Consider the following 17,616-nt stretch of genomic DNA (forward strand, 5'->3'; position numbering starts at 1 on the left):
AGCAGGCGGCGGCGCGGCCCCAGGTTTACGGCAAAAGGCGTGGGCATCTATAGGGCGTCGCGGTCGGGTTCGTCCAACAGGCGGGCGGCCGGCGAATGGGCCGCGGCGCCGGCCCGGAAGTACCCCATGACCGTCGCCACGCTGGCATGGCCGGTCATCGCCATGGTGTCGCCCAGCGGCACGTTCTGTCGACCCGCTTCGGTGACAAAGCCGGACCGCAGGCTGTGCGCGGAAAAGTCCCCATCCAGGCCGGCCAGCTTGCAGCGTTCCAGCACGATGTCGCGCACGGCGGCAGCCGCCAGTGGTTCACCGACGACGTCGCCGCGCCGTACCCGCCGAAAAATCGGGCCCTGGTCGATACCGCTGGCGGCAAGCCAAGCGTCCAGCGCCTTGGCGGCGGACCCGGTAATGGGTTTTTGGTCGTCGGCTCGGCGGGCGCCAGCCTGGTTGGTTTTGGATTGGGCCAGGCTGTATAGATAGCCGTCTGCGGTGCGTACCACGTTCTCAATCGTGGCCCGCACCACCTCGGATCGGCGGCGGCCGCCGCTGGCCCAGGCGAACAGCAACAGCGCGCGGTCGCGCAATCCCCGCAGCGACGCATCGCAGGTGGCCAACATGGCTTGCAGGGGTTCACGCGTCAGGGCGGCTTTCTTGGCGGGCGCCATGCCCCGGCGGGCGTAGGCGCGGCGCGTCTTGGCCAGCAATTCGCGTACGGAAGGCGCGCGGCAAGGGTTGGGACGGCCATGCAGCTCGTGCGCCTTCGACAGTACCGACAGGCGTTGCAGCAGCGTGTTCAAGCTGGGCGGCCCTAGCCGGCCTTTGGCCTTCAAGCGCACCAGCTCCTGGTCCAGCGCCAAGGGCAGTTCCCATTTCAAGCCTTGCTCCGTGGCGCGCTGTGCGTGGTCCACCACGAACTGGATCACGGCAGCCTCGGGCAAGGGCAGGGCGAAGCGCTGGCCGTAGCGCAGTTCGAACCAGGCGCTCCAGTACCGGATCGCGGCTCGGTAACTGGCCGCCGTGTTGGCGGAACTGCCTTCGCGCATCAGCCCGCGGACGGCGGCGTCCGCCTGGGTATCCAGGGCGTGCGGATCAAGCAAGGGCAGCGAAGCCAGCAGTTTCAACGACATCGGAACGGGCACGGGCAGCAAACGGGAAAGACTTCAGCACTATACGGAAGCAGCCGGGTTTCGGGCATGGCTTGGGACGGGACAAGCGCGGAGCAGTCGTTTTTGCGGCTTTTTTGCACCTATCCCGACGGATGCCGACCGCAAAACATAAGGTGTATTAAAACATACGTACGCTGTATGATATCAAACAGCGACACCGAGTAAGTCGCGATAAGGTTCCATTATCGTGACTAATCCAGCTTAAAACGCGCGCGGAATGCGGCGATGACAAGGAACCGGCAATGGCCACAGGAATCACCCAGAACGACGTTTGGACCGCCGCGGATGCGCTATTGCTGGAAGGGGCGCGCCCCACCATCGAGCGTGTGCGGCAGAAAATCGGCCGTGGCTCGCCCAATACCGTCAGCCCGCACCTGGAAACCTGGTTTCGCGCCTTGGGCGCCCGCATCAAGGACCCGGGCGCGTTTGCCGCGCCACCCGCTGTGCCCGATCCCATTGCCCAAGCCGCCACCCACTTCTGGGAAGCCGCTTTGGCCGAAGCCCGCGCGCAACAGGCCGACGCGTACCGTGAACGCTGGAAGGAGCTGGCCGACGAAGGCGAGCGGCTGGCCCAGCAAGCCGAACAATTGCAGCAGCGCGACGCCCAATTGGCGAATCGCGAAAAAGACCTGGAAGAGGGCCTGCGTGTGGCTACGGCACAACTGGCGGCCACGGAAGAGCGGCTACAGGCGGCAGAGCGAGCCGTGCGTCAGCGCGACGACCAACTGAAGCAGGCGCGGGGGCAATTGCAAGACGCACAAAGCGCGGTACAGACGCTGCTGACCGAAGCCGAAAAGATGCGGGGCGTGCATGCGCAGGCGGTGGACGCGTTGCAAGCCCGTCATGCAGCGCACGAAAGGCGCTGGCTAAACGAATTGGATGCGGAACGCGAAGCGGCAAAGAAGCTGCAATCCCGCCTGGACGACGCTCAGTCGGCGGCGCAGAAACAGGCCGAACAGCACCTGGCGGCATTGCGTCAGGCGCAGGACGCCCGGCGCACCGCCGAGAAAGCGGTGGAAGAATCGCGGGCGGAAAACATGGCGCAACAGGCGCGGCACGCCAGCGCTCAGGCTGCCGGCCAAGCCGCCCAAACGGCCATCCAGAACGCGCTGGCCTCCGCTCAGGATGCTTTGGCCACGGCGCGGCAGAACGAGCAGGCGCTTTTGGCGCGCCTGGCGGCAGCGGACGCGCAGGCGGCAGCGCTGCTGGCCCAGTTGCAGCAAAAGGATGAGCAGCTGGCCGAATTGACCCGCCATCTGATGGCCGACGCCGCCCAGCTCAAGCGCCCGGCCTCCCGCTCGTGACGGTGGGCTATCAACGCCCGACTATCAACGCCCGACTGCTAACGCCCGACTGTTAACGCCCAACTGCTGACGCCCAACTGCTGACGCCCAACTGCTGACGCCCGACTGCTGAACGCCCGACTGCTGACGCCCGACTGCTGACGTCCGACTGCTAACTTACCGCCGTTAACGCCCGGGGTAATTCCCCTGGAACGGCGTGTTGTCCGGTTCGCCGAAATTCTCCGAATGATAGTTGGCGTGATCCCGCTGCATGGCCGGCGCGCCTTGCTGGGTCGAGCTGTAGGAACTGGGTGCGGTGCAGCCGGTCAGCGTCACGGCCAGCAGCGCGGCGGGGATGACGGCAAAAAGGGTCAAGGACCTCATGGCATACCTCCAAAGAGATGCCGCCACGGGTGCGGCCGCCAGACAGTCCGGGGCCGTCGCCACCCCACGTCGGCGGCAAACGGCTGCCTAGCAAGCTGCATTCCCACCCGTGCGATTGCCCCTGTAAGTCGGCCTGAATTTGCGATAAATTCCGATAGACGTGTCCACGATGCCTCACGGGCATCCGCCCATTCGTAGCGATGCGTCGTCATGCGGGGCGCATTGGCCGCCTTGCCAGGAGCATCGGGTGAATCCACGTCCTACAGTTGATCTGGCCCGCATTCTGCTTCTGATTGTCATTCTTTCCGCCTTGATGATCGGCAGCCTTTATGTGCTTAGCCCGTTCCTGCCGGGGCTGATCTGGGCGACCACCATCGTGGTGGCGACGTGGCCGGTGCTGCGCGCGGTGCAGGTGCGCTGCGGCGGGCGCCGGTGGGCGGCCACGGTCGTCATGTTGCTGATTCTGCTGTTCGTCATCGTCCTGCCGCTGTATCAGGTAATTGCGACGCTGGCCGAGCATAGCGGCGCCATCATGGCAGCCGTCAAGAGCCTGCCCGACTACACCTTGCTGGCGCCACCAAGCTGGATCAGCAGTGTGCCGGTGGCCGGCCCCAGGCTGGCGCAGGAATGGCAGACCTTGTCCGATGCCGGTGCTGGCGGTCTGCTGGCGCGGCTGGAACCCTATCTGACCATGGCGGCCCGCTGGCTGTTGAGCCATGCGGCCATCGTCGGCGTGTTCGTCATGCACATGCTGATCACGATCGTCATCGCCGGCATTCTTTATAGCCGGGGCGATGCGGCGGCAGAATTCGTCAAGCGCTTCTCAAACCGGCTGGCCGGTGAGCGCGGCGTTGCGGCGGTACGGCTGGCCGGCGCCGCCGTGCGCGCCGTGGCGCTGGGTATCGTGGTGACGGCGGTGGTGCAATCCGTGCTGGGCGGGGTAGGGCTGTGGATTGCCGGGGTGCCGGCCGCCGGCATCCTGACCGCGCTGATGGTGATGCTGTGCCTGGCGCAACTGGGCCCGTTTTTGCCGATGCTGGGCGGGGTGCTCTGGCTGTTTCAGAACGACATGAGGCTGGCCGCCATTTTGCTGTTGATCTGGGCGGTGCTGGTGGCCATGCTGGACAACCTGCTGCGGCCCATGCTGATCAAGCGCGGCGTGAATTTGTCTTTGCTGCTGATCCTGTCCGGTGTGCTGGGAGGCATGTTTGCGTTTGGCATTGTGGGCCTGTTCATCGGCCCGGTGATCCTGGCGGTGACGTCGACCTTGCTTAAGGCCTGGATCGACGAAGTGCCGCCGCCCGCCACGCCCATCGACCTTCCCGACGCGTCCGCTGTCGCCGCCCCGGGCGACGTGCTGGCGCGCGCGGGGTCGGTCGGCGAAAAGGCGTAACATCTGCCTGACACGGCGGGCGCATAGCCCGCTTTTTTGCAACGCCCCGCGCAATACCCCATGACGATGCACCCGTTTCTGCCCCACACAGGCACCTTTCACCTTCTTCAAACCCCGGCCACGCCCGCCGCCCAGGGGCCGCGACAATGACCGAAAGCGTACGCCTGGCCAAGCGACTGGCCGCGGATCTGTCTTGCTCGCGCGGCGACGCCGAACGGTATATCGAAGGCGGGTGGGTGGCCGTGGATGGCAAGACGGTTGAAGAACCCGGCGCGCGCGTGGCTCCTGGCCAGACCGTTGCGCTGCTGCCCGGCGCCAAGCTGGAAGACATCAAGCCCGTGACGGTGCTGGTGCACAAGCCGGCCGGCACCTATGCCGACAACGAGCCCGGGTCCGCGCTGGACCTGATCATTCCCAAGAACCTGATGCCCGGCGACCGCTCGGGCCGGCGCTATCTGAAACGCATGTTCAACGGCCTGAAACTGGTCACGCCGCTGGAGCGCGCGGCCAGCGGCCTGGTCGTCTACACGCAGGAATACGCGGTGTCGCGCAAGCTGATGGAAGAGGGCAAGTTGGTCGAGCAGGAATACGTGGCGCAAGTCACGGGCAAGCTCAGCGACAGCGACCTGGCCCGCCTGCAACGCGGTATGGCTTTTGAAGGCCGCGCCGCCACGCCCATGAAGGTCAGCTGGCAGAACGAAACCCATCTGCGCTTTGCGCTGAAGACGCCGCCGCTGGGCTTTATCGAGTACGTGTGCGATACCGCCGGCTTGCAGTTGCAGCAGCTACGCCGCATCCGCATCGGCCGCCTGCCCCTGGCGGGCATGGCGGCGGGCCAGTGGCGTTATCGGCTGGATTACGAGCGGTTTTAAGCCGCGGCAAGCACTGAAAGCACTGAAAGCACTGAAAGCACTGAAAGCACTAAAAGCACAGCACGCACAGCAAGCCCCAGCCAGCCTCAGCACAAGCGAACCGCAACCATGACCCTGCCTGGCATGCCCCCGTTCCCTGCCGATTCCGGGCGCCGCGGATTTTTGAAACAGGGCGGGGCCCTGTGCCTGTCGGCGTTGGCGCTGGCCGGTTGCGCCGGCCGCGCGCCCACCGGCCATCACACGCCGGCCAACCCCGCCTTGCAACGGCCCACGCCGCCACCGCCCCCGAACGGCAAGGGCGCGTCGCCCGTGCCCGCTTTGCGGCCCGGCGCGCGCGTGGCGATCGTGGCGCCCGCGTCGGCCGCCACCAATGCCAGTGACGATGCCGCTGAATGGCTGGAAGCCAGAGGCTATGTCGCCCAGGTCATGCCCGCCAGCCGTGGCCGCCTGGACCCTCCCTACGAATATCTGGCCGGCAGCGATGCCGACCGGCTGGCGGACCTGCACGCGGCCTTTGCCGACCCCGGCGTGGGCGCCGTGTGGTGCCTGCAAGGCGGATTTGGCTCATGGCGCCTGCTGAATCATCTGGATTACGGCCTGCTGCGTCGGCACGCCAAGCCGTTCATCGGGTATAGCGACATCACCGCGCTGCACCTGGCCATCCAGCGTCATGCCGGCTTTGTGACGTTTCACGGGCCGATGCTGGCGCAGGACCTCTTGGCCGGCAAACGCGAGCCCACGGAATCCAATGTGTGGGCGATGGTCGGCGGGCAGATGGGGCCGGGCTCGTGGATTGCGCCCCCGCAGGATTCGTTACCCACCGAACTGGTGCCGGGCGTGGCCAGCGGCCGGCTGGTGGGCGGCAACCTGGCGCTGATCGCGGCGCTGATCGGCACCCGCAACGACATCGACACGCGCGACGCCATCCTGTTCATCGAAGACGTCAATGAAGCCATCCCCCGCGTGGACCGGCTGCTGGCGCAGCTGGCGGCGGCGGGCAAGTTCGACGGGGTAAAGGGTTTGCTGGTCGGCAATTTCACTCGGCTGGGGGTGCGCATGGACGACGATCAAGCGCAGGGGCTGCTGTACCCGCTGATTCTGGAACAGTTTCGGGCGCGCAACATACCGATCCTGGGGGCATGGCCCAGCGGTCATGGCGACCCCAACCTGACGCTGCCGCTGGGTGCGCAGGTGACGTTGGACACGGCGCGAGGCGCGTTGCGGCTGGACCAGGCGGTGGTGGTGTAAGGACTGGGTTCTGTCCTTATAAAATGCACCATTAATCGTACAAATACCGTATCTTTGCGCTATTAACGATTCATATATCCATGATAGATGACGCATTAATCGTGCATTTCCGTTCGCGCGGCTCTATTATTGCGTCATGAAAAAGAAGCTCGCCCCCAGTTTCGATGCCGCCGAGGCGCTAGTAGGCCTGGGCGCCAACATCCGCACCGCCCGCTTGCGGCGCGCGGAATCCGAAAGCGTCCTGGCCGACCGCCTGGGCGTCTCGCGCGCTACCATCGCGCGCCTGGAACGCGGCGACGGCGGCGTCTCGCTGGCCCTGGCCGTTGAAGCGCTGCTGCAATACGGCTATGGCGAACAGGTATTTGCGTTGGGCGACCCCGAGCAGGACGGCGTGGGCAAACGCCTGGACGCACTGCGGCGGCCAAGCCGGGGCAGCGGCGGCGCGCTGCACACGCATCGCGCCGATCCGTCCAAGCTCTAGGACGCATCCGGCATGGCATGTGCCCGCAAGCTCAAATCGGTGGAAAGCGAACTGTTCGTCTACGTCGACATACGTGGCGAAGCGGTGCTGGCCGGCGTGCTGACGCTGGACGACTCGTCTGAATCGCTGTTCTTCGCTGAATTCACCTATGTCCAGTCGTATGTGAACGACCCCCGCGCCTTCGCGCTGGACCCCTTGAACCTGCCGCTGATCGACGCCAAGACCACGTTTCGCACCGAAAGCCGCTATGAAACGCTGGGCGCCATCTTCGATGCCGCGCCCGACGCCTGGGGCCGTAATGTCATGCGGGTGGACAAGGCCGGCGCCCGCGTCACGGAAGACGAAGTGCTGCTACGCGGCCGGGGCATGGGCGTCGGGGCGTTGTTCTTCAGCGCGCGCCTGTTGACGCCCAACATGCGCAAAACCTACCGCTTGCCCGAAGTCAGCCAATTGGAATCCTTGGCCGATCTGTTGACCGACATCGATCAGGGCGTCAAGCCCAAAGGCTTGTACCGCGACATCCTGGGTAGTTCGTGGGACATCGGCGGGGCACGCCCCAAGACCATCGTGCGCGACGAAGCCGGCGAAATGTGGATCGCGAAGTTTCCGCGCCGGGGCGATTCCTACGACCGCCAGCGCATCGAATTCGCCAACCTGCAAATGGCGCGGGCCATCGGGCTGACCGTACCCGAAATCCGGCTGACGGAGACGCACCTGGGTGCGGTACTGCTCACTCACCGCTTTGACCGCGAACTGCTGCCGGCGGCGCCAGGCGCGACGCCCGTTGTCGCGCGCCGCCATTTTCTTAGCGGCGCATCGCTGATCAGCCCGCCCGTGCGCATCGGCAAACGGGACCTGGATGGCCCGGAGGGCAGGGCCACCTATGCCTATGCGCGGCTGGCTGACGTGACGCGCCGCATTTCGTCCAACCCCGTGCAAGACCTGAAAGAGCTATATGCCCGCATGGTGCTGAACGTGGCCGTGCACAACACGGACGACCACCTGAAAAACGTAGGCTTCCTGAAGGACAAGAACGCGCACACCTATCGCCTTTCGCCGCTGTTCGACGTCGTGACGCAGGAAGGCTCGGCGCGCCATTACCTGCATATCGGCACGGATGGGCGCGACAGTACGTTTCAGAATTGCCTGACGCAGTATCGGCGCTTCGGCCTGCGGTCAGAGGCCGCCGCGCAGTCCATCGTGGACGCGGTGCGCAGCGTGGTGGCCCAGCGGCACCGGTACTACGAGGCCGCCGGCATGGCGCCGACAGAGATCGCGCTGGTGGAATCCACCTTGGCGGCGTGGCGCGCCGGGCAGTAAGTCTCAGCCCGCCGTTGGCCCATGCCAATCCACCTGCCGCCCGTCCTTGACCATGCCTTCATGAAAATCCCGGCTTAGCGCGGCCAGCGTGACGCCGCCAAAACGCGCCATCAACAAGGCTTCGGCTTCTTCAAACGCCCCGTCCAGCGCCTTGTTCACGGCAGCTTCCACCAGGCAGCCCGGCGATTCGCTGCGGTTGCCCATGGCGAAGATCTCCGGCGCGCCCAACGCTTCATAGATGTCACGCAGGGTCACGGCGTTGAAGTCGCATGACAGCGTCCAGCCGCCGCCGTGGCCTTTTTCAGAGCTGACCAGCTGCTGGTCGCGCAGCCCCGCCATGATGCGGCGGATGACGACCGGGTTGGTCTGCATCACCCGACCCAGGTCTTCGGACGTCATCGGGCCGGGCGCCTCGGCCATATGAAGCAGGACGTGAAGCACGCCGGAAAGTTTGCTGTCTCTTCTCATGCAACGGATGCTATTGCATGAGAAGGCGCGGGGTCAAACCCGCGCGGCAATCATGCCCGCGTGGCCGTCCATGCACCCTTGCCGGCAGCCGTGCCGCTCATCGTCTTACCGTTGACCTGGCCGTTGTAGCGCACCCCGTTGACAGTGAACGAGATGGCGTTGCCGTCCAGCCGCGCGTCCGAAATGTCGCTTGCACCCAGCTTGCCGGACAGCATCTGGTAGCGCTGGGTCAGGCGCAGCGTCTGTCCGTCAACTTCCCATTTACCTTCCACCTTGGCCGGCACGATCCACAGTAGCGCCGTGCAATAGGTCGAGCAGTCCTTGGTGACCGTCTCGGAAGCGTCCGGCTCCCAGTCGCCCATGCGGAACGTGTTGGACACCACACGCGTGCCCGGCTTCAGTTGCAACAGCGTGGGGCGCAGCTTTTCATTGATCGTGGACAGCAGGAACATGGTGATGACGTCGGCTTTGGACAGGTCCGTCTGGAACAGGTCCGCCGCCACAAACGTGGCGCGGTCAGCCACGCCGGCGCGCTGCGCATTGCGGCGCGACAGTTCCACCAGGTCGGGGTTGTATTCGATGCCTTGCGCGGTCAGCCCACGCTGCGCCGCCGTGATGACGGTGCGGCCATCGCCCGAGCCCAGGTCCATCAAGCGGTCCTGCGGCGTGACCTTGGCCATGTCCAGCATCTTGTCCACCAGCGACTGCGGGGTGGGCACCCAGATGACGTCCTTGCCGTCCTGACCCACGTCCGGCACGTAGTCATCCTTGGACGCGCTCTGCGACGCGTTCTGGCCGGCGGACTTGGCGGCGGGCTGCGCCAGCGCCGACGCCACGAAAGCGAGCGACAGCGCCATGGCAGTGGCGGTGGCAATCAGGCGGAATCTTGACCGGGCCTGGGCATCGGCGGCGGGCAGGCGGCGGATGGAAACGGCTGGGCGGGGTGAGGCTTGCATGATGGCTCCTTGTGGATCGGATGGCGGAAGGTCAGCGGTCAGACGGCGTAAGTCATCAATCAACCCGGCAGGCGGGCCGGCTTCAAAAAATGCAGCAAGGGCACGCCGGCCGCCAGCACCGCCAGGCCGATCAGCGCCCCGGCGCCCGCATACACGGCGCTGGACACCACGAGGCCGGCGCAGGTCAGGCCCAGCAGCAACGGGGGAAGGGGGTAGAGCGGCACGCGGAACGGCCGGGGCCGTTGCGGATCGCGCTGGCGCAGCCGCCACACGGATGCCGCCACCAGCAGCATGAACAGCCAAAACACCGGCGCCGTATAGGCCACCAAGGTCTGCACGCTGTTCTGGCTGAACGCGCCCAGGCTCACCAGCGCCAGCGTGATGGCGCCCTGTACCAGCAGCGCGGCCACCGGCGTTTCGTTGCGTGCGCTCCAGCCGGATAACGCATGCAGCTTGGGCACGTCGCGGCCCAGCGCGTAATACACGCGTGCCCCGGTAATGATGGTGCCGTTGATGGTGCTTAGCGCCGTGGCGCAGATCGTCAGGCTGAGCAGCGCCGCGGCGTAGGGGCCCGCGGCCAGCTGCATCACGTCGGCGCCCAGCGCGGGGGTATCGCGCAGCCCCTGCAAGCCGAAGATCTCCAGCAACGCCAGGTTTGTCAGCACGTAGGCGCCCGTCACCACGGCGGTGCCGATCAGCAATACCCGGCTCATGTTGCGCCCCGGATCGCGCAGTTCGCCGCTGAGATAAGCGGCTTCGTTCCAGCCGCCGTAGGTCAGCAACACAAACACCATGCCCATGCCCATCAGCCCGGCCGGGCTGCCCGTCAGCGCCGCCGGGGTGGCCACGACGGCCGTGTCGCCAGCCGATGCCGACAGGCTGGCCACCAGCACCGCGCACAGCGCCAGCAGCGTCAAGACCGTAAATACCCATTGCAGCCGTTTGGAATAGCGGGTGCCCACCACGTTCAGCGCCGTCAACGCCACCACCGATATCGCCGCGTGCAAGGCCGGCCCGTGCGCGCCCAGCGGCATCAGGCGTTGGGCGTAGTCACCATAGATGTAGGCCACCACCGCAATGGCGCCCGTCTGGATCACCGTGCATCGCGCCCAGGCGAACATCAAGCCTACGCGCGCGCCCCAAGCCCGGGTCAGGTACAGGTATTCGCCGCCCGCGCCAGGGTAGGCCGACCCCAGTTCCGCGTAGCAAAGCGCGCCGACCAGCATCACCAGCCCACCCGCGCACCACAGCGCGATATACATCGCGTCAGAAGTCGCGTGCTGCGCCACCAGCGGCGGAAAACCGAAGATGCCGATCCCCACAACCACCCCGACCAGCACCACGGTGGCATCCATGACAGACAAGCCGGCGGGGGCGGCGCCGTCGATTGTCTTGGCGGCGCCGGTCATGGCCGGGCCCCGGGTGCGTGGCTGAATGTTGACGAACGCGGCGGGGCGACGCGCGGGCAGGGCAGGGTCATCGGAACCTCGCGGAAAGGGTCGGAAGCCAGCCACGCGGGCCAGTCTGACAGTTGCCTGAACAAGAACAAATTGCGACTGGACGGCAGCAGAAAAAGTTTCTGCGGGTTTTCCCTTTCCCAACTCCGTGTACGCGCCGTGGTGCATTTCACGCAGGTAGAATCAACATCATAAACATCCGCTAAGTTGTTGAATACCTTGGTAAATAATCTATCGTTAAAGTCAAATAGTTAAAGTAAATTCTTGGGTCTGCCCCGGCGGACCCATCCGGCAATCCCTGGTTTTTTTCTTTTGTTTACGTTCAGGCCCAGGCATGGCACTTGCTGGGATGCGCGTAAAAAAGAGGAGCTGATCATGGCAACTAGAACCATCTGGAAAGGGGCAATTTCGTTTGGCCTCGTCCATATACCGGTTGGCCTGCACACCGCCACCACCGACTCCGGCGTGGACTTCGACTGGCTCGACAAGCGCTCGATGGACCCGGTCGGCTACAAGCGCATCAATAAGCGCACCGGCAAGGAAATCGACAAGGACAACATCGTCAAGGGCGTGGAATACGAAGACGGCCAGTACGTGATCCTGTCGCCCGAGGAAATCAACGACGCCTACCCGCGCACCACGCAGACCATCGAGATCCAGCAATTTGTCGATGCCGGCGACGTGCCGTTCGTGTATCTGGAGCGCCCCTACTACATCGCTCCCATCAACAAAGGGCAGAAGGTGTACGCCTTGCTGCGCGACACGCTGACCAAGACCGGCAAGATCGGCATCGCCAAGGTAGTCATCCAGACCAAGCAGCATCTGGCCGCGCTGATTCCGTCTGGCGATGCGCTGGTGCTGAACCTGATGCGGTGGGGCGACGAGGTCAAGTCCATGGACGACCTGGACTTGCCCAAGGCGGGTTCCAAGGCCATGACGCCCAGCGCCAGCGAGCTGAAAATGGCCCAGATGCTGGTCGAGGATATGGCGGGCGAATGGGACCCCGAACAGTACAAGGACGAGTTCAAGGCCGCTGTCATGGAACTCGTGGACAAGAAGGTGAAGGCCGGCAAGACCGAAACCGTGATCGAGCCGCAAGAGGAAGCCCCCGCGTACGCCGATAACGTCATCGACCTGACGGAGTTGCTGCAACGCAGCTTGAAGGGCGGGGCGAAGAACTCCGGCGATGCGGCCAAGGGCGGCAGCAAGGAAAAGCCCGCCGCGAAGAAATCGGCGTCGGGCACGACAGCGTCCAAGACCTCTGCCAAGACCTCTGCCAAATCCTCCGCCAAGACGCCCACCAAGACGCCCACCAAGACGCCCACCAAGTCGGCCTCGAAGAAGACCACCACCAAGAGCGCAAAGACCTCGACCAGGTCGCGCAAGGCGGCGTGATATGGCCGACAGTCTTAAAACCTATCGCCAGAAGCGCAACTTCCAAGTGACCTCCGAGCCGATGGAGGGCGGGCAGGCCAATGAGGAGGCGCGCGCGTTTGTCATCCAGAAGCACTGGGCCAGCCGGCTGCATTATGACTTTCGGCTGGAGCTGGACGGCGCCATGAAAAGCTGGGCGGTGCCCAAGGGGCCGTGCTTTGATCCGTCGGTCAAACGCATGGCGGTGCAGGTGGAAGACCACCCCATTGCCTACAACCAGTTTGAAGGCCAGATTCCGGAAGGGCAGTACGGCGCGGGCAAGGTCATCATCTGGGACGAGGGCGTGTGGACCCCCGTGGGTGATGCGCGCAAGGGCTATCGCGAAGGCCACCTGAAGTTCGACCTGCAAGGCAAAAAGATGCAGGGGCGCTGGGCGCTGGTGCGCATGAAGGGCAAGGAAAACGACAAACAGCCGCCGTGGCTGTTGATCAAGGACCGAGACGCCCATGCCCGCCCGGAACGCGAATTCAGCGTGGTCGATGAAATGCCGGACAGCGTGGTGCCGCTGCGAGACAACGAGGGCTCCGATGCCGATACCGCCGGCGACGCCCGGTTGCCGGGCCGCCCGTCCGACCTGCCCGATACCTTCAAGCCCCAATTGGCCACGCTGGTCGAAGGGATGCCGCCGAACCCCGACGAATGGCTCTACGAATTGAAGTTTGACGGCTACCGCCTGCTGGCGCGCATCGAAGGCGATTCGGTCAAGCTGTACACCCGCAACGGCCACGACTGGAGCGCCAAGCTGCCCCACATCGTCCAGGCTTTTGCCCGGCTTCCCGCCAAATGGGCATGGGTGGATGGCGAAGTGGTGGTGCTGAACGAGCAAGGCGTGCCCAGCTTTCAGGCGCTGCAAAACGCCTTCGACAACGACCGCACCGGCGACATCGTGTTTTACGCCTTCGACCTGCCCTATATCGGCTTGCGAGACCTGCGCGACGAACCCCTGACCGTGCGCCGCGACTTGCTGGCGCAGCTGATGGAAACCTCCGACGACGACCACCTGCGCTTTAGCGCGGCCTTCAAGGAAGCGCCGTCCAACCTGGTGGCCTCGGCTTGCAAGATGGGGCTGGAAGGCATTATGGCCAAGCGGCCGTCGGCGCCCTATGTGTCGCGGCGCACGGATAGCTGGCTGAAGATCAAGTGCGCCCAGCGGCAGGAATTTGTCATCGTGGGGTACACCGCGCCGCAGGGCAGCAGGGAAGGGTTGGGCGCGCTGTTGCTGGCGGTGCACGAAGACGATGGCTCGCTGCGCTATGCGGGCAAGGTCGGCACCGGCTTTGACACCCAGGGGCTGCTTGCCTTGCACAAGCAGCTTGCCGCCATCCAGACCGACAAAAAGTCCGTCAGCGGCGCGCAGGCCAAAGGCGTGCAGTGGGTCAAGCCGGAATTGGTAGCCGAGGTCTCGTTCAGCGAATGGACCAGCGGCGGGCATATCCGGCATTCCGTCTTCCGGGGCTTACGGCAAGACAAGCCCGCGCGCCAGATCACTCGCGAACGGCCGTCGCCCCCGCCCGAGGCGGACCCGGCGTCCGATTCCAGCAAAGCGCCGGCGCGCAAGACGAACACGAAGACAAAGACGGCTGCCGGTGCCCAGCCGGACCGCCCCAAGCCCACCGCCCCCGCGCGCGCCAAGCCGGCCCGGCTGACCAACCCGGACCGCGTGATCGACCCGTCCACCAAGCTGACCAAGCTGGACCTGGCTCGCTTCTACGGCCTGGTTGCGCCCCTGATGGTCGAACATTTGAAGGGCCGCCCGGTGTCATTCCTGCGCGCGCCCGCCGGCATCGACGGGCAATTGTTTTTCCAGAAGCACCTGGAAGCCGCGATGCCGGGCGTCAAGTCTTTACCCAACCGGCTGGACCCGGATCATCCGCCGTTGCTGGAGGTGCCCACGCCCGAAGCCATCATGTCGGCCGTGCAGATGAACGTGGTGGAATTCCATACCTGGAATGCCGTGAAGACGGCCATCGACAAGCCCGATCGCGTGCTGTTCGACCTGGACCCGGGCGAAGGGGTCAAGTGGGCGACGATGCAGCAGGCCGCGCGGCTGGTGCACACCATGCTGGACGAACTGGGCCTGCAAAGCTGGCTGAAAACCAGCGGCGGCAAGGGCCTGCACGTCGTGGTGCCGCTGCGCCGCCAATACGATTGGGACACCATCAAGTCGTTCGCCCAAGCCGTGGTGGTGCATCTGGCCCGCACCCTGCCGCAGATATTCGTGTCCAAGAGCGGTCCGAAGAACCGCGTGGGCAAGATCTTTGTGGACTATCTGCGCAACGGCTTTGGCGCCACCACCGTGTCGGCGTGGTCGGCGCGGGCACGGCCCGGCCTGGGCGTATCGGTGCCCGTCACGTGGGATGAACTGGACAAGTTGTCCAGCGGTGCGCACTGGACCATCAGCAACATTCACGAACGGCTGGATTCGGCCAACACCCCGTGGGACGACTATGCGCCGCAAGCGGTGGGGCCTGCGATGGACGCGCTTGGCTTTGAGCGCGGGGCCTCATGACGGGCGCCGCCGGATTGCCGTCGCAAATTACCCGATTGCTGGGCGAACTTGCCGCCCCGATCGACCCCGGGGCGGCCCTGCGCCAGCTGGTGCAGGTTGGATATGACCAATTGCCGCTGCCCGGTGGCGGCGCCACGCTGGCCCGGTGGCAGGTTTTGGCCGCGGTGGCCGCCATTGACCTGAGCCTGGTCAAGCTTTATGAAGGACACACGGACGCGTTGGCAATCCTGGCCGAACTGCACGCCGCCGCGCCCCTCGCAAACTACGCCGCACCGGGCAGTATCTGGGGCGTGTGGTGCGCCGAACCGCCGGACTTCCGTGTCAGCCTGCTTTGTGGCAAAGAGAGCGGCAAAGAGAGTGGCAAAGAGGCGGGCATAGAGGAAGGCAAAAACGGCCGGCGGCCCCCTGGCGCGAATGCCACGCACGAGCCCGCTCCACACCCCACCGCGCGCCTGCGTGGCGTGAAAGCCTGGTGTTCCGGCGCGGCCACGGTCAGCCACGCCTTGGTCAGCGCGTGGGACGAGGCCGGCAGGCCGTGTCTGGCCGCCGTGCCGATGCACCAACCGGGCGTTACCGTTACCGACGAGGGCTGGCACGCCGTAGGAATGCGGGCGTCGGCCAGCGTGAACGTGGTGTTCAACGACGCCGTCTGTGTGCCGGTGGGCGCACCCGGCGCTTACGTGGACCGGCCCGGCTTCCTGCGCGGCGGCGTGGGCGTGGCGGCGTGCTGGTACGGCGCGCTGACGCGGATCGCCGCTGCCGTCCAGGCGGCCATACCGGCGCACTCTGTCGACCCGCACCGTCTGGCGCATATGGGCGCGATCGACGTGGCGTTGGACCAGGCACGCGCCGTCCTGCGCGAGACCGCCGCCGCCATCGACGCCAATCCCCAAGACACCTGCGCGCTGGCCTGCGCCCGCGCGCGGCTGGCGGTGGAAGCCGCCGCCACCGATGTCATTACGCGGGCGGGGCGCGCCTTGGGCGCGGGCCCGTTGTGCCGCGATGCCGGCTTTGCCCAGGTAATGGCCGACCTGCCGGTGTTCATCCGGCAAAGCCACGCCGAACGCGACCAGGCCGCGCTGGGTCTCATCGTTCGCACGGAGCAAACCCCATGGCAACTGTAGGCGTGGACCATTTCGAGGCCTTGTACCGGCAGCATCCCGACCCTTGGCGCATCGCCAGCGCCTGGTACGAGCGACGCAAGCGCGCATTGTTGCTGGCCTCGCTAGCGCGCGAGGAATACGCGCACGCGTTCGAGCCGGGCTGTGGCAACGGCGACCTGACGCTGCCGCTGGCAGCCCGATGCCGGCACGTATGCGCCGTGGATTTTGCCGGCACCGCCATCGACCGCTGCCGCGCGCGTCTCCACGAGCAGGGCATGGCCCATGTCGAGGCGTTGGCGCTGGAGCTGCCCCGCGAATGGCCCCCCGTGCCCGATGGCGGCTTTGACCTCATCATCGTGTCCGAGCTGGGGTACTACCTTGACGACACCGCCCTGACGGCGTTTTTGCAAGGCATCGACGGCTGTCTGGCCGCCGGCGGGGAACTGGTTGCCTGCCATCTGCGGCCCGATTTCGACGACCGCCAACAGGCCACCGACGCCTTGCATGACGCGCTGGGCTCTTTGCCCGGCATGACCCTGCTGTTCGAATACCGGGAAGACGTTTTCCTGCTGAACGGCTGGCAACGACAGCAGAAGGATGACGCATGATCGGTATCTGTATTCCCGCGCATAACGAAGAAAAGCATATCGACGCCTGCCTGCGCGCCGTGCTGCGCGCGGCGCACCACCCGGAACTGCGCGCCGAGGCCGTGCGCATCGTCGTGGTGCTGGACCATTGCGAGGACGGCACGGCCGAACGGCTGCGCCACTATCCGGTGCAATGCCTGGCCATTCAAGCGCGTAACGTCGGCGTCGCGCGTGCCCAAGGCGCCCGCCACCTGTTGCGCGCGGGCGCGCGATGGCTGGCGTTTACCGACGCGGATACCCGCGTGTCGCCACGCTGGCTGGTGGATCAGCTGTCATTGAATGCCGAGGTCGTGTGCGGCACCGTCGGCGTGTCGGGCTGGAGCGAGCACGGCGTGCACGCGCAGCGCGCGCGGCAGGCATTTGAAAGGGCTTATCAGGATAAGGACGGGCACCGCCATGTGCACGGGGCCAACCTGGGCGTGGCCGCGCACGCGTATCGCCGCATTGGCGGCTTTGATGCGCTGCCATGCAGCGAGGACCAGGCGCTGGTAAATAGGTTGCAGCAGGGCGGGGCGCGCATTGCCTGGTCGAACCTGCCGCGCGTCATGACCAGTGCGCGCCCGCATTCGCGCGTGGAAGGCGGCTTTGCCAGCGCGCTGCGCGGCGGCTGGGGCGCGGGCGGTAGCACCGGCTAGCGCCCCGCGCGCACCGCGTATTACCTCACCATGGCGCCATCGACATCGCCACGGACAGAACGACAACCAGTACCAGGAACAGCAGAATGTGCTTCGTGCGCATAAGACCTCTTGAAGTATCGTGACTAAGACAGGCAATCTCGTTATCAGCACAACTCATGCCCGGAGGCGATCGATGCAGGATGTCGTGCAATTGCGGCCTGAAGGCCTGTACTGCCCGGCCGGCCGGTTTTACATCGACCCCTGGCGGCCGGGGGGGG

General features: G+C 65.6%; 17 protein-coding genes. 11 read left to right on the plus strand and 6 right to left on the minus strand.

Annotated features, from left to right (window positions below; all coding sequences use genetic code 11):
- Positions 1 to 47: 47 nt before the first annotated feature.
- Complete coding sequence (locus tag ACNPP0_RS01715) at positions 48 to 1,127, minus strand: site-specific integrase (protein ID WP_448704845.1); 1,080 nt, start codon at positions 1,125 to 1,127, stop codon at positions 48 to 50.
- Positions 1,128 to 1,408: 281 nt separating this feature from the next.
- Here ACNPP0_RS01715 and ACNPP0_RS01720 point away from each other — a divergent pair, with 281 nt between their 5' ends.
- The gene (locus ACNPP0_RS01720; protein WP_448704846.1) at positions 1,409 to 2,470 is read left to right on the plus strand and encodes a DNA-binding protein; all 1,062 of its coding nucleotides are present in this window, start codon (positions 1,409 to 1,411) and stop codon (positions 2,468 to 2,470) included.
- A 165-nt stretch (positions 2,471 to 2,635) separates the two neighbouring features.
- Here ACNPP0_RS01720 and ACNPP0_RS01725 read toward each other — a convergent pair whose 3' ends face one another.
- Positions 2,636 to 2,833 carry a hypothetical protein gene (locus ACNPP0_RS01725; protein ID WP_332608164.1) on the minus strand — a complete coding sequence of 66 codons (198 nt, stop codon included), beginning with the start codon at positions 2,831 to 2,833 and terminating at the stop codon, positions 2,636 to 2,638.
- A 247-nt stretch (positions 2,834 to 3,080) separates the two neighbouring features.
- Here ACNPP0_RS01725 and ydiK point away from each other — a divergent pair, with 247 nt between their 5' ends.
- From ydiK to ACNPP0_RS01750, 5 genes are all read left to right on the plus strand, one after another.
- Complete coding sequence (gene ydiK / locus ACNPP0_RS01730; RefSeq protein ID WP_332608165.1) at positions 3,081 to 4,226, plus strand: AI-2E family transporter YdiK; 1,146 nt, start codon at positions 3,081 to 3,083, stop codon at positions 4,224 to 4,226.
- A 146-nt stretch (positions 4,227 to 4,372) separates the two neighbouring features.
- A complete protein-coding gene (locus ACNPP0_RS01735) occupies positions 4,373 to 5,098 on the plus strand; it encodes an RNA pseudouridine synthase (RefSeq protein WP_104145503.1) in 726 nt (241 codons plus the stop codon).
- Positions 5,099 to 5,221: 123 nt separating this feature from the next.
- Positions 5,222 to 6,346 (plus strand): S66 peptidase family protein, encoded by a 1,125-nt coding sequence (locus ACNPP0_RS01740; RefSeq protein WP_448704847.1) that lies wholly within the window; start codon positions 5,222 to 5,224, stop codon positions 6,344 to 6,346.
- 136 nt (positions 6,347 to 6,482) lie between these two features.
- A complete protein-coding gene (locus ACNPP0_RS01745; RefSeq protein ID WP_448704848.1) occupies positions 6,483 to 6,827 on the plus strand; it encodes a helix-turn-helix transcriptional regulator in 345 nt (114 codons plus the stop codon).
- Positions 6,828 to 6,839: 12 nt separating this feature from the next.
- On the plus strand, positions 6,840 to 8,147 hold the full coding sequence (locus tag ACNPP0_RS01750; protein ID WP_448704849.1) for a type II toxin-antitoxin system HipA family toxin: 1,308 nt from the start codon (positions 6,840 to 6,842) through the stop codon (positions 8,145 to 8,147).
- A gap of 3 nt (positions 8,148 to 8,150) precedes the next feature.
- On the opposite strand, the gene ACNPP0_RS01755 is transcribed toward ACNPP0_RS01750, so the two are convergent.
- The 3 genes from ACNPP0_RS01755 to ACNPP0_RS01765 are packed head-to-tail and all read right to left on the minus strand — an operon-like array spanning position 8,151 to position 10,980.
- The gene (locus ACNPP0_RS01755; protein ID WP_332608168.1) at positions 8,151 to 8,615 is read right to left on the minus strand and encodes an Rrf2 family transcriptional regulator; all 465 of its coding nucleotides are present in this window, start codon (positions 8,613 to 8,615) and stop codon (positions 8,151 to 8,153) included.
- 50 nt (positions 8,616 to 8,665) lie between these two features.
- A complete protein-coding gene (locus ACNPP0_RS01760) occupies positions 8,666 to 9,571 on the minus strand; it encodes an SAM-dependent methyltransferase (protein ID WP_332608169.1) in 906 nt (301 codons plus the stop codon).
- Between the two features lie 59 nt (positions 9,572 to 9,630).
- The gene (locus ACNPP0_RS01765; RefSeq protein WP_448704850.1) at positions 9,631 to 10,980 is read right to left on the minus strand and encodes an APC family permease; all 1,350 of its coding nucleotides are present in this window, start codon (positions 10,978 to 10,980) and stop codon (positions 9,631 to 9,633) included.
- A 423-nt stretch (positions 10,981 to 11,403) separates the two neighbouring features.
- On the opposite strand from ACNPP0_RS01765, the gene ku reads away from it, so the two are divergent.
- Genes ku through ACNPP0_RS01790 form a run of 5 tightly spaced genes read left to right on the plus strand, consistent with a single transcriptional unit; the run spans position 11,404 to position 17,356 of the window.
- Positions 11,404 to 12,423 carry a non-homologous end joining protein Ku gene (ku, locus tag ACNPP0_RS01770; protein ID WP_448704851.1) on the plus strand — a complete coding sequence of 340 codons (1,020 nt, stop codon included), beginning with the start codon at positions 11,404 to 11,406 and terminating at the stop codon, positions 12,421 to 12,423.
- Between the two features lies 1 nt (position 12,424).
- A complete protein-coding gene (gene ligD, locus ACNPP0_RS01775; protein WP_448704852.1) occupies positions 12,425 to 14,971 on the plus strand; it encodes a DNA ligase D in 2,547 nt (848 codons plus the stop codon).
- On the plus strand, positions 14,968 to 16,095 hold the full coding sequence (locus ACNPP0_RS01780) for an acyl-CoA dehydrogenase family protein (RefSeq protein WP_448704853.1): 1,128 nt from the start codon (positions 14,968 to 14,970) through the stop codon (positions 16,093 to 16,095). Before ligD ends, ACNPP0_RS01780 begins: the two co-directional genes overlap by 4 nt.
- Positions 16,083 to 16,682 carry a class I SAM-dependent methyltransferase gene (locus tag ACNPP0_RS01785; protein WP_448704854.1) on the plus strand — a complete coding sequence of 200 codons (600 nt, stop codon included), beginning with the start codon at positions 16,083 to 16,085 and terminating at the stop codon, positions 16,680 to 16,682. The genes ACNPP0_RS01780 and ACNPP0_RS01785 overlap by 13 nt, the downstream gene beginning before the upstream one ends.
- Positions 16,679 to 17,356 (plus strand): glycosyltransferase family 2 protein, encoded by a 678-nt coding sequence (locus ACNPP0_RS01790; protein ID WP_448704855.1) that lies wholly within the window; start codon positions 16,679 to 16,681, stop codon positions 17,354 to 17,356. The genes ACNPP0_RS01785 and ACNPP0_RS01790 overlap by 4 nt, the downstream gene beginning before the upstream one ends.
- Before the next feature lie 25 nt (positions 17,357 to 17,381).
- Here ACNPP0_RS01790 and ACNPP0_RS01795 read toward each other — a convergent pair.
- Positions 17,382 to 17,616 (minus strand): hypothetical protein (locus ACNPP0_RS01795; RefSeq protein WP_448704856.1); only part of this gene is annotated, 235 nt, incomplete at its 5' end.

This window comes from Achromobacter semiaridum, from assembly GCF_053543755.1.

Coding starts and splice junctions, on each gene's coding strand:
- ACNPP0_RS01750 (WP_448704849.1), top strand. CDS start 6,840: ATGGCATGTGCCCGCAAGCTCAAATCGGTGGAAAGCGAACTGTTCGTC.
- ACNPP0_RS01745 (WP_448704848.1), top strand. CDS start 6,483: ATGAAAAAGAAGCTCGCCCCCAGTTTCGATGCCGCCGAGGCGCTAGTA.
- ACNPP0_RS01735 (WP_104145503.1), top strand. CDS start 4,373: ATGACCGAAAGCGTACGCCTGGCCAAGCGACTGGCCGCGGATCTGTCT.
- ACNPP0_RS01790 (WP_448704855.1), top strand. CDS start 16,679: ATGATCGGTATCTGTATTCCCGCGCATAACGAAGAAAAGCATATCGAC.
- ACNPP0_RS01755 (WP_332608168.1), bottom strand. CDS start 8,615: ATGAGAAGAGACAGCAAACTTTCCGGCGTGCTTCACGTCCTGCTTCAT.
- ACNPP0_RS01720 (WP_448704846.1), top strand. CDS start 1,409: ATGGCCACAGGAATCACCCAGAACGACGTTTGGACCGCCGCGGATGCG.
- ACNPP0_RS01785 (WP_448704854.1), top strand. CDS start 16,083: ATGGCAACTGTAGGCGTGGACCATTTCGAGGCCTTGTACCGGCAGCAT.
- ACNPP0_RS01760 (WP_332608169.1), bottom strand. CDS start 9,571: ATGCAAGCCTCACCCCGCCCAGCCGTTTCCATCCGCCGCCTGCCCGCC.
- ACNPP0_RS01715 (WP_448704845.1), bottom strand. CDS start 1,127: ATGTCGTTGAAACTGCTGGCTTCGCTGCCCTTGCTTGATCCGCACGCC.
- ligD (WP_448704852.1), top strand. CDS start 12,425: ATGGCCGACAGTCTTAAAACCTATCGCCAGAAGCGCAACTTCCAAGTG.
- ACNPP0_RS01780 (WP_448704853.1), top strand. CDS start 14,968: ATGACGGGCGCCGCCGGATTGCCGTCGCAAATTACCCGATTGCTGGGC.
- ACNPP0_RS01740 (WP_448704847.1), top strand. CDS start 5,222: ATGCCCCCGTTCCCTGCCGATTCCGGGCGCCGCGGATTTTTGAAACAG.
- ku (WP_448704851.1), top strand. CDS start 11,404: ATGGCAACTAGAACCATCTGGAAAGGGGCAATTTCGTTTGGCCTCGTC.
- ACNPP0_RS01765 (WP_448704850.1), bottom strand. CDS start 10,980: ATGACCGGCGCCGCCAAGACAATCGACGGCGCCGCCCCCGCCGGCTTG.
- ACNPP0_RS01725 (WP_332608164.1), bottom strand. CDS start 2,833: ATGAGGTCCTTGACCCTTTTTGCCGTCATCCCCGCCGCGCTGCTGGCC.